We start from the raw sequence: 11,118 nt of genomic DNA, 5'->3' as shown, positions 1-11,118 counted from the left end.
CCCACCCTAACCCTCTCCCAGAGGGAGAGGGAACCGATCCGGGGATATTTGAGGGCTGCACCGACGTGAACGTCCTGCTGTGAATCCATAATTGACACAGCCATTTCAGGTCGATGGATAACGCTTTGCTGTGAATCCATATTCGACTCGGTCTTTCAGGTCGATGTATGGCGCAAGACACCTCGGTCGGCCCCCTCTCCCTCCGGGAGAGGGCTGGGGTGAGGGAAGCGCTTCACTCGGATCGCGGATATTGCTCGGCACTCACCTGCTCCATCCACTCCACCACCTTGCCATCGAGCACTTCAGCAATCGCGATATGCGTCATTGCAGTGGTGGGCGCCGCCCCATGCCAATGCTTGGCACCCGGCGCAATCCACACCGTATCCCCTGGACGAATCTCACGCACCGGCTGCCCCCACTCCTGCACAAATCCGGAACCGGCCGTGACGATCAATGTCTGCCCCAACGGATGGGTATGCCACGCAGTACGCGCATTTGGCTCAAACGTCACCGTCGCGCCACTGACCCGCGCCGCTTCGGTGCCTTTGAACGGCGCATCGACGCGCACAATGCCAGTGAACCAATCCGCCGGGCCTTTGGCCGAAGGTTGCGAACCATTGGGCGTGACCGTCACACGTGGGTTTTCATTGGCCTGCACCTCACCCGCCAACAGGGAAAGGGTCAACGCAGAAGCGGCAATCGGGTTCATGGCAATTCCTCCAGATAATCAATGCCACCACTTTACCCAGCCGAACTATTCCGATAATCGTCTAGAATTCAAAAAAACTTATGCAGGACACTCATCAATGCTTCGGGAAAACGCCACCGACCTGCTTGCCTTCCTCGCCGTCGCCCGCGAGCGCAGCTTCACCAAAGCCGCTGCCAAACTTGGCGTTTCGCAATCGGCACTGAGTCACACGATTCGCGCACTTGAGGCACGTTTAGGCCTGCGCCTGCTGACCCGTACCACCCGCAGCGTCTCGCCCACCGAGGCTGGCGAACACCTGCTGCAAACCATCGGCCCACGCTTCGAAGAAATCGAACTGGAACTCGCGGCCCTGAGCAACCTGCGCGACACACCGGCCGGCAAGATCCGCCTCAACGCCACCGATCACTCGCTGGATTGGCTGCTGCGCCCGGTGCTCAAGGACTTTCTGCCGAAGTACCCGGACATCACCGTTGAGGTGAGCTGCGACTATGGTTTCGTCGACATCGCCGGCCAGGGTTTCGACGCCGGCGTGCGCCTGGGCGAAGACGTCGCGCAAGGCATGATCGCCACGCGCATCGGCCCGGACATGCGCATGGCAGTGGTGGGCTCACCCGCCTATTTCGCCAAACGAACCGCGCCGCAAACGCCACGCGACCTGACCGATCACGCCTGCAACAACCTGCGCCTGCCCACCAACGGCGGGCTGTACAGCTGGGAATTCGAGAAGGATGGCGAGAGCCTGAAAGTGCGGGTGTCCGGGCAGATCACCCTGAACGGCGTCTACCCGCTGCTCGACGCTGCGCTGGACGGTTTCGGCCTGAGTTACATCCCGGAAAACATCGTCGCGCCGTATCTGGCCGACGGCCGTTTACTGCAAGTGCTGGAGGACTGGTGCCCGACGTTTGCCGGTTATCACCTGTATTACCCGAGCCGGCGCCAGGCCGCGCCGGCGTTTGCATTATTGCTGGAGGCGTTGCGCTATCGCGGCTGAGGACTTGTCATTTTTTATAACAACCCGCAGCCCCCCAGGACGACTTGGCTATTTTGACTGCCGCTTCCACAGAGTTCGCCGCCACCGTCGCAATCTGTCCGCGCTGCATTCCCATACACACATACTTTTCATCGAGGGCATAGGCAGCAAACAATATCAAGACGAGGCAAACCCCAGTGAGGTAAGCGCATCTGCGGCTCTGCACGTCCATGATTGTTCTTCTTCGGTGAAGCGGAGGTCTCCATGATTACTCGCCAACACAAGCCTTCCAACTGTCAGATATGACAGTCCTTCAGACCATTTGGAAATTAATGGGCCAAGGAACCAAACATGAGTAGCGGTTCGCTGGCGAGATCGATCAACCCGCCAGCGCAATCAATTGATGCCGCTGTGCATCGGTCAGCATCGGCCCGAACCCTGCCTTGGCATTATCGGCCATATAGCGCGGATTACCTGTCCCGGGAATCACGCACGTCACTGCTGGATGCGAAAGCAGAAACTTCAACGCCAGTTGCGGCCAGCTGTTGACCTGCACATCCGACACCCAGCCCGGCAGCGGTTTGCCTTTGAGCCGCGCCAGCAATCCCCCGCCACCGAACGGCCGATTACAGATCACCGCGACGCCGCGTTCGCGGCACAAAGGCAAAATACGTTTTTCCACGCCACGGTCATCGAGGGCGTAGTTGATTTGCAGAAAGTCCAGTTGTTCGGCCTTCAACACTGCTTCGACTTCGTCATAGGCCGAGGATGTGTAATGGGTGATGCCGATATAACGGATGCGCCCCTGGGCTTTCCACTCACGCAAGGTTGGCAGGTGGGTTTGCCAGTCGAGCAGGTTGTGGATCTGCATCAGGTCGATGCGTTCGGTGCGCAGCAGGCTGAATGACTGCTCCATCTGCGCGATGCCCTCCTCGCGTCCGCGCGTCCACACCTTGGTCGCCAGAAATGCTGGCGAACGTGGCTCGTGGATGGACAGCAGTTCGCCGGTGGTCTGTTCGGCGCGGCCATACATCGGTGAACTGTCGATCAGCGTGCCGCCCTTGGTAAACAGCTCATCCAGCACCGCCGGCAATTGTCGATAGGCCGGATTACCCGGGGCGGCATCGAAACCGCGATAGGTGCCCAGACCCACGATCGGCAGCGACTCGGAGCTGGACGGGATGGCGCGGGTCTGCATGGCGTGGCCTCCGGAAGTCGCGGACGTGGTGGTTGTGGCCAACGCCCGATCAAAGGTGAAGACCGCCGAAACCCCGGCAGCCAGCGTGAGCAATCGCCGACGGGAGTAACCCTCAGTGTGGCTCATGCTGGTTCCCCTGCTGCGTGGATCTGTTGCATGTTGTGTGCGCGAGCGGCCCGGTTGCAGGGCTGGACTACACTGCGACAGCGATCCTTCACACACCGTTAAAAGTAGCCGAATGTCCCGAACCCTGATGTCACTCGTCGCATTGATCGTTGCCGTGTACCTGGTGTTGTGCGCGGCGCTGTTCTTTTTTCAGCGCTCGCTGATCTATTTTCCGCAGCCCAATGCTGTCAACAGCACCGACTCACAACTGACCCTGTCGATGCCGGACGCGCAGATTTCGGTGCTCACCCGCGAGCGTGCCGGGTCGCGGGCGCTGATCTATTTCGGCGGCAATGCGGAGGATGTTTCGCGCAATCTGCCGGAGTTTGCCGAGGCGTTTCCTGATTACGCGGTGTATCTGCTCAACTATCGCGGCTTCGGTGGCAGCGGCGGTTCCCCGTCCGAAGCGGCGATTGCCGAGGATGCCTTGGCACTGTTTGATCAGGTGTACGCCAGCCACCCGCAAGTTTCGCTAATTGGCCGCAGCCTGGGATCGGGCGTCGCCGTGCGTCTGGCCAGTCAGCGACCGGTGCAACATTTGATTCTGGTGACGCCTTACAACAGCCTCGAAGAAATCGCGGCACGGCAATATCCGTGGGTGCCGGTGCAGTGGTTGCTCAAGGACCGTTTTGAATCCGGCAAATACGCCGCGCATATCCGCGTGCCGACGTTGTTGCTGGCGGCCAGTGACGACGAGGTGATTCCGCGCGCCAGCACCGAGCGTTTGCTGGAGAACTTCCCGCAAGGCGTGGCGGTGCTCAGGGTGGTGCCGGATTCGGGGCATAACTCGATCTCCGACCGAGTGCAGTATTTGCAGTGGATGGGAGATGTGTTGAATCGGTGATAGTGGTCTGCCTGTGTCTTTTGTATTGTTTTCAGTGACGCCATCGCGAGCAGGCTCATTCCTACAGGGGAACGCATTCCAAATGTAGGAGTGAGCCTGCTCGCGATAGCGTCATCCGGCGCAACATAGCGCTCTGTTTGATTCCACTGTTCGTCGCTTCGCCGTAAAGCCTTCACCGCCCCTTGAACCAAGTCCAAAAAGCCCAGTCCTACTCGCGCCGCTTTCTGCGGTTCACTCACCTTTTGCGCTGTCCTCCTTCAGAGCTGCCCGTCTCATGCGCCACGCCGTTCGTTCGTCTCGCTTCGTTTCGCTGTGCCTGCTGATCCTTTCACCGTTGTTCGCTGAAACCGCCCAGGCCGGTGCGGAACGGCAACTGGTGGCCGCCATCAACGACTATCGCGCCCATCCGCAACGCTGTGATCGACGCCCGGCGCAACGGCTGGCACCGTTGGCGCTGAAGTCGAGCCTGGCCCTGCCGATCGGTTATCGCTACGCCGGCGGCATGCGTGAAGCGTTGAAGTCGTCCGGTTATTCCGCCGTTGCGGTGCGCAGTATTCGCGTGATCGGCGCCGAGGACGCCGAAGAAGCTTTCGACCTGCTGCAAGACGAGCACTGCGCCGCGCTGCTGGATGCGAGCTACGCCGACATCGGTGTCAGTCGCTCACGCAATGAATGGCAAGTGGTGTTGGCGCAGCCGGTGCTCGACCGTCGCGTCGGCGATAACCGCAGCGTCGGCAAGGCCTTGCTCGCTGAGGTCAATGCCGCGCGCGCCCGGCCACGGATGTGCGGACGCCAGCGCTTCGCCGCCGCCCGGCCATTGAGCTGGAACGCCGCGCTGGGCGCCGCCGCGCAGGGGCACAGCAAAGCCATGGCCTACGGCAACTACTTCGCCCACCGCGATCCGGACGGCGACCTGCCTGCCGATCGCGCCCGGGCGGCCGGCTATCGCGGTCGGCAGATCGGCGAAAACATTGCAGCCGGGCAGAGTTCGCCGGGCAAGGCTATGGCCGGATGGCTGGCCAGCCCTGGGCATTGCGCCAATCTGATGAACCCGATGTTCACCCAGGTCGGCGCCGGGTTTGCCAGTGAGGCGCGCAGTGATGAAGGGGTTTACTGGACGATGGTGTTTGGTGCGCAGTGACTGGTCGCGCCAAGTCCCAATTTCAACAATTCTTTGCGCAGTATTGAAGGTTCCCGAACGGCCAATCCGCCCTGCCATTCGAGTGGCAACAAATGATTGAGCTTTTGCTGGCTGACCTCGGCTGGCGCCAGAAAACAGCTTTTGCGGTCGCGGATACTGATCACATTCAGCAGCCAGTCATCGCCCTGCTCTGCCATCCAGCGCTTGATCATCGGCCGGTGTTTTTGCAGCAAGGCGTCGGCATCCCAAACAGTCATCTGCGCAAAAAAACACGGCAGGTTACTTTCGGGTTTCATCTGCTTCGAGTCGGCCGCCAATGCAGCGGCCAGGTCCGATTCGATGCTGGCCTGGCATTCCAGAAAATATTGCCGAGGCCAGTCTGTCGGCAGTTTTGCCCGTGAAGCGAGGTCGGCGTAGGCCTCAATGTCCGCTGGCGTGGTCATCTGCCCGGTGAAATTCAGCGTGTTGTCGAGAATCGCGGTGGCCAGTAACGCTGCACTTTGCACGCTGATCTGCGGCAGCCTACCTGCCGCCTGCCAGCGCTGAAAAACCTGAGTTGCCGCAGCGCCGATCGGACGAATATCGGCGGCAGACCCAAGCTTCTGCACCCAGTAATGCTCGAACCCCGGATGATGATCGATGACTTCTACCACTCGCTCAAGCACCACCAACGGGTCGAAATGGTGATAGTCCGAGACATCGACCAGGACAAACTCATCGTCCAGCGTCGGCGGGTAATCGTCAAAAGTCGCATCCCAACCGAGCACGGTTTGCGACACGCTGGCGTTGGGTTGCGCGCTACTGACGGCGCGGGCGGGAACGCCTTGCTGGTTGAGCAATTCTGCATAGGCGATGCAGCAGGCGTAGGCGTCGATGTCCAGATAGGACGCGCCGCAGGTGATGATTTTCATGGGCCGGCAAAATCGCACATTTTCATGACGTTGTGGTGACAGCGAAAAGATCGCAGCCTCCGGCAGCTCCTATACAGGATTTATGGTTTCCCTGTAGGCGTTGCCAAAGGCTGCGATCTTTTGATCTTCAGGCTGCGCGCTGTCCTCCCGCGACCATCGCCGAAGCCGCCAGCATCGCCCGCAACAACACCGCACAGCCGGCCGCCAGATCATCCGGCGCGGCGTTCTCGATTTCGTTGTGGCTGATGCCGCCCTCGCACGGCACGAAGATCATTCCGGCCGGACCGAGTTCGGCGAGGAAGATCGCGTCATGCCCGGCGCCGCTGACGATGTCCATATTCGACAAGCCAAGCCCTTTCGCCGCACCGCGCACCGCTTCCACGCAGCCTTTTTCGAAGTACAGCGGCGGGAAGTCCGCTGTCGGCGTCAGCTCGTAAGTCAGACCGTGTTCCTCACAGGTGGCTTCGATGACTTGCTTCACCTCAGCGATCATCGAATCGAGACGCGCCGGTTCCAGATGACGGAAGTCGAGGGTCATGCGCACTTCGCCGGGGATGACGTTGCGCGAGCCGGGATAGGCTTGCAGGCAGCCGACCGTACCGCAGGCATGGGGTTGATGGCCGAGGGCGGCGCGGTTGACGGCGCCGACGATCACCGATGCGCCGACCAACGCGTCTTTACGCAGGTGCATCGGCGTCGGGCCGGCGTGAGCTTCGACGCCGCGCAGCTTGAGATCAAACCACTTCTGCCCCAGCGCACCGAGCACCACGCCGATGGTTTTCTGTTCGTCTTCGAGGATCGGACCTTGTTCGATGTGCGCCTCGAAATAAGCGCCAACCTTATGCCCGCTGACCTTGCGCGCGCCGGCGTAACCGATGGCGTTGAGCGCCTCACCGACGGTGACGCCGTCGGCATCGACTTTGGCGAGGGTTTCTTCGAGGGTGAATTTCTCCGCAAACACGCCGGAACCCATCATGCACGGGGCGAAGCGCGAGCCTTCTTCGTTGGTCCAGACCACCACTTCCAGCGGCGCCTCGGTTTCCACGCCGAGGTCGTTGAGCGTGCGCAGGACTTCGACGCCGGCGAGCACGCCGAAGCAGCCGTCGAACTTGCCGCCGGTGGGTTGGGTGTCGATGTGGCTGCCGGTCATCACTGGTGGCAGATTCGGATTGCGCCCGGGGCGACGGGCGAAGATGTTGCCGACGGCATCGACCGTGACGCTGCATCCGGCGTCCTTGCACCACTGCACGAAGAGGTCGCGGGCCTGGCGGTCGAGATCGGTCAGGGCCAGGCGACAGACCCCGCCCTTGACCGTGGCGCCGAGCTTGGCCAGCTCCATGAGCGAGGCCCACAGGCGATCGCGGTTGATGTGCTGATGGGTTGATTGCAGAACGTCTACGGCTGCGTTCATGGGGATCTCCTCAGTGCTGATACCGATAGTTCCCATGCTCTGCGTGGGAACTCATCCATGGACGCTCTGCGTCCGCTGTTGGGACGCGGAGCGTCCCGGGCTGCATTCCCACGCAGAGCGTAGGAACGATCATTTGTTACACCGCTGTTTTAACGGCAGAGGGTTGCGCCGGCATCACGCACAACCCGTAATAAATAATCCCGCCCAACGCCGAGCCGGTGAACCAGCCGTAGCTGTAAAACCAGCTGAACGCATCGCTGCCCAGCGACAACAAGGTCAGCACCACCGGCACACCAAAGGCGAGAAACCCGGCCCGGTTCCACGCCGGATACACGTCATCGCGGTACAACCCGGCCAGGTCCAGTTGCTGTTTCTTGATCAGGAAATAGTCCACCACCATGATCCCGGCGATCGGCCCGAGCAGGCTCGAATAGCCCAGCAGCCAGTTGGAGTACACGGTTTCCAGGCTGACATCGGAAACGATCAAACCGAGTTTTTTCAGCAACTCATGGCCCATCAACAACAGCCCGACAAACCCGGTCAGCAACACCGCTTTGGTGCGGTTGATCACCTTGGGCGCGATGTTCTGAAAGTCGTTGGTCGGCGAGACGATATTGGCGGCGGTGTTGGTCGACAGCGTGGCGATGATGATCAACGCCATGGCCACCGCGACCCACACCGGGCTCTGGATATGGCCGATCAGGCTGACCGGATCAGAGACGGTCACGCCCACCAGTTTTACCGACGCGGCGGTCATGATGACGCCCAGCGAAGCGAACAGAAACATCGTCAGCGGCAGGCCGAAAATCTGCCCGAGAATCTGATCCTTCTGGCTCTTGGCGTAACGGCTGAAGTCGGGAATGTTCAGCGACAACGTCGCCCAGAAACCAACCATTGCGGTCAGCCCGGCGGCGAAGTAACTGACCACACTGGCGCCTTCCGGACGTTTGGCCGGAATCGCCAGCAACTCGGTCATCGAAACATTGGGCATCGCCCACACCAGCAGACCGATGCCGACCGCCACCAGCAGCGGTGCCGACAACGTTTCCAGCCACTTGATCGACTCGGCGCCGCGAATCACCACCCACAGATTCAACGCCCAGAAGATCATGAAACCGATCACCTCCCCGGTGCCACCAAGGGATTTCCAGCCGTCGAAAATCGAGCCAAGAAACAGGTGAATCGCCAATCCGCCAAACATCGTCTGAATACCGAACCAGCCACAGGCCACCAGCGCGCGAATCAGACACGGCACGTTGGAGCCGAGGATGCCGAACGATGAGCGCAGCAACACGGGAAAGGGAATGCCGTACTTGGTGCCGGGAAAGGCATTCAGCGTCAGCGGAATCAGGACGATGACGTTGGCAAACAGAATCGCCAACAGCGCTTCACCGACCGTCAGGCCAAAGTAGGCGGTGAGTACGCCACCGAGGGTGTAGGTCGGCACACAGATCGACATGCCGACCCACAGCGCGGTGATGTGCCATTTGTTCCAGGTTCGTTCGCGCACCTTGGTCGGTGCCATATCGTGGTTGTAACGGGGACTGTCGAGGACGTCGCTGCCGGCTTCGAGTTCGAACAAGCCGTCGCGCTCGGTCACTTGCGATCTGTTCTGTTGCATGGCCGCTCCACTGTTCTTCTGATTATTTTTTTGCTCATCAGGCGGCTGTACCCGAGGGTACGAACCGGACGATGGCCGGAGGAACTGACAACTTTCGTGCACCGGCCATGGTGTCAGCGGCGGCATCAATAAACGTGCCGGGTGCCCCGCTTACGCATCGGGCGGTGTTTCAAACGCTTTGCAACTTTCTGATATTCATCAGTTTTAATTATTCACCGGATGAGTTCGCGGAAACTTGTCTGGGTGCTCAGGCTAAACACCTGGCAAGTTGTCCGAACAGACAGGACTCAAACTGGTGCACTGCATTTATTTTCATCGTGAGCGAGCAACCGCAGCTCAACTTCAAGCGGCTGATTTCACATAGGAAATCTTGCTCATATTTCCATCCTGTCAAGTGCGTCAAAATGGTGAACAGCCTCACCATTTTGGTGATTTACGTTTTTTATCGTTATTTTTCATACACTTAAAACAGTCATAAGCTTATAAAAAATAATCTTGATCTATTGCAAATCTGCGACTAGCTTCTATTCCTGACAGCGCTGACAGGAATACACCCTGCAACGCTGTACATCAATAAAACATCTAGAACCGACACAAGTCGGTCAATGCCTGCGAGGAACTCGGAATGTCTCTGTTGATCCGTGGCGCCACCGTTGTTACCCATGATGAAAGTTATCGCGCCGACGTCTATTGCGCCGACGGCGTGATCAAAGCCATCGGTGAAAACCTTGATGTTCCCGCCGGCACCCAAGTCCTCGACGGCAGCGGCCAATACCTGATGCCCGGCGGCATCGATCCGCACACCCACATGCAACTGCCGTTCATGGGCACCGTGGCCAGTGAGGATTTCTACAGTGGCACGGCGGCTGGTCTGGCCGGCGGCACCACGTCGATCATTGATTTCGTGATTCCCAATCCGCAGCAGTCATTGATGGAAGCGTTTCATCAGTGGCGCGGCTGGGCGGAAAAATCCGCGTCCGACTATGGCTTTCACGTCGCCATCACCTGGTGGAGCGAGCAGGTGCGTGAGGAAATGGCCGAGCTGGTCAGCCATCACGGCATCAACAGCTTCAAGCATTTCATGGCCTACAAGAACGCGATCATGGCCGCCGACGACACGCTGGTGGCGAGTTTTGAACGCTGCCTGGAACTCGGCGCGGTGCCGACCGTGCATGCGGAAAACGGCGAACTGGTTTATCACCTGCAACGCAAGTTGATGGCCCAGGGCATCACCGGGCCGGAAGCGCATCCGCTGTCGCGCCCTTCGCAGGTTGAAGGTGAAGCGGCGAGCCGGGCGATACGTATTGCCGAAACCATTGGCACACCGCTGTACCTGGTGCACGTCTCGACCAAAGAAGCCCTCGACGAAATCACCTATGCGCGCAGTAAAGGTCAGCCGGTTTACGGCGAAGTATTGGCCGGGCATTTGCTGCTCGACGACAGCGTCTATCAGCACCCGGACTGGCAGACCGCGGCCGGTTATGTGATGAGCCCGCCGTTCCGTCCGCGTGGTCATCAAGAGGCGCTGTGGCACGGACTGCAAAACGGCAATCTGCACACCACCGCGACTGACCATTGCTGCTTCTGCGCCGAGCAGAAAGCCGCAGGGCGCGATGACTTCAGCAAGATTCCCAACGGCACGGCCGGTATCGAAGATCGCATGGCGGTGCTGTGGGACGAAGGCGTCAACAGCGGGCGTTTATCGATGCAGGATTTCGTCGCCCTCACCTCCACCAACACCGCGAAGATCTTCAATCTCTATCCGCGCAAAGGTGCGGTTCGCGTCGGCGCCGATGCCGATCTGGTGCTGTGGGACCCGCAAGGCACCCGCACTATTTCCGCCAAGACCCACCATCAGCAGGTGGACTTCAACATCTTCGAAGGCAAAACCGTACGCGGCGTGCCGAGCCATACCGTCAGCCAAGGCCGGGTGGTCTGGGCCGATGGCGACCTGCGTGCAGAGCGCGGCGCCGGGCGGTATATCGAACGGCCGGCGTACCCGGCGGTGTTTGATTTGCTGAGCAAGCGGGCTGAGTTGCATAAGCCGACTGCAGTTAAACGCTGATCCCGCGAAGATGATCGTTCCCACGCTCTGCGTGGGAATGAAGCCCGTGACGCTCCGCGTCACTGGACGCAGATCGGAAGAGC

The 11,118-nt window shown here is 59.9% G+C and carries 10 protein-coding genes; 4 read left to right on the top strand and 6 right to left on the bottom strand.

The features are described from left to right. Nucleotides 1-232: 232 nt before the first annotated feature. On the bottom strand, nt 233-709 hold the full coding sequence (locus FGA82_RS31900; RefSeq protein WP_141130148.1) for a (R)-mandelonitrile lyase: 477 nt from the start codon (nt 707-709) through the stop codon (nt 233-235). Nucleotides 710-806: 97 nt separating this feature from the next. Here FGA82_RS31900 and FGA82_RS31895 point away from each other — a divergent pair, with 97 nt between their 5' ends. Further along, nucleotides 807-1,700: a LysR family transcriptional regulator gene (locus FGA82_RS31895; RefSeq protein ID WP_141130147.1), complete on the top strand. Its 894-nt coding sequence runs from the start codon at nt 807-809 to the stop codon at nt 1,698-1,700. Nucleotides 1,701-1,707: 7 nt separating this feature from the next. Here FGA82_RS31895 and FGA82_RS31890 read toward each other — a convergent pair whose 3' ends face one another. Next, the gene (locus FGA82_RS31890) at nt 1,708-1,911 is read right to left on the bottom strand and encodes a hypothetical protein (RefSeq protein ID WP_141130146.1); all 204 of its coding nucleotides are present in this window, start codon (nt 1,909-1,911) and stop codon (nt 1,708-1,710) included. A 147-nt stretch (nt 1,912-2,058) separates the two neighbouring features. After that, nucleotides 2,059-3,003, bottom strand: a complete 945-nt coding sequence (locus FGA82_RS31885) for an aldo/keto reductase (RefSeq protein ID WP_171057405.1) — start codon at nt 3,001-3,003, stop codon at nt 2,059-2,061. 112 nt (nt 3,004-3,115) lie between these two features. On the opposite strand from FGA82_RS31885, the gene FGA82_RS31880 reads away from it, so the two are divergent. Then, nucleotides 3,116-3,886, top strand: a complete 771-nt coding sequence (locus FGA82_RS31880; protein ID WP_141130145.1) for an alpha/beta hydrolase — start codon at nt 3,116-3,118, stop codon at nt 3,884-3,886. 274 nt (nt 3,887-4,160) lie between these two features. Beyond that, the gene (locus FGA82_RS31875; RefSeq protein ID WP_141130144.1) at nt 4,161-5,027 is read left to right on the top strand and encodes a CAP domain-containing protein; all 867 of its coding nucleotides are present in this window, start codon (nt 4,161-4,163) and stop codon (nt 5,025-5,027) included. On the opposite strand, the gene FGA82_RS31870 is transcribed toward FGA82_RS31875, so the two are convergent. The 3 genes from FGA82_RS31870 to FGA82_RS31860 all read right to left on the bottom strand — a co-directional run bounded on the left by FGA82_RS31870 (nt 4,997) and on the right by FGA82_RS31860 (nt 8,970). After that, the gene (locus FGA82_RS31870; protein ID WP_141130143.1) at nt 4,997-5,938 is read right to left on the bottom strand and encodes a DHH family phosphoesterase; all 942 of its coding nucleotides are present in this window, start codon (nt 5,936-5,938) and stop codon (nt 4,997-4,999) included. The two genes, FGA82_RS31875 and FGA82_RS31870, sit on opposite strands and share 31 nt — an antisense overlap. A gap of 127 nt (nt 5,939-6,065) precedes the next feature. Further along, nucleotides 6,066-7,349: a Zn-dependent hydrolase gene (locus FGA82_RS31865; RefSeq protein ID WP_141130142.1), complete on the bottom strand. Its 1,284-nt coding sequence runs from the start codon at nt 7,347-7,349 to the stop codon at nt 6,066-6,068. A 136-nt stretch (nt 7,350-7,485) separates the two neighbouring features. After that, nucleotides 7,486-8,970 (bottom strand): NCS1 family nucleobase:cation symporter-1, encoded by a 1,485-nt coding sequence (locus tag FGA82_RS31860; protein WP_141130141.1) that lies wholly within the window; start codon nt 8,968-8,970, stop codon nt 7,486-7,488. Nucleotides 8,971-9,595: 625 nt separating this feature from the next. On the opposite strand from FGA82_RS31860, the gene hydA reads away from it, so the two are divergent. Next, a complete protein-coding gene (hydA, locus tag FGA82_RS31855; protein ID WP_141130140.1) occupies nt 9,596-11,035 on the top strand; it encodes a dihydropyrimidinase in 1,440 nt (479 codons plus the stop codon). Nucleotides 11,036-11,118 lie beyond the last annotated feature (83 nt).

Origin of the sequence: Pseudomonas fluorescens (assembly GCF_005938625.1) — a bacterium.
Taxonomy (GTDB): domain Bacteria; phylum Pseudomonadota; class Gammaproteobacteria; order Pseudomonadales; family Pseudomonadaceae; genus Aquipseudomonas; species Aquipseudomonas fluorescens_BD.
Note: the sequence above shows the minus strand (reverse complement) of the source record. Positions and strands in the feature narration are given on the sequence as shown.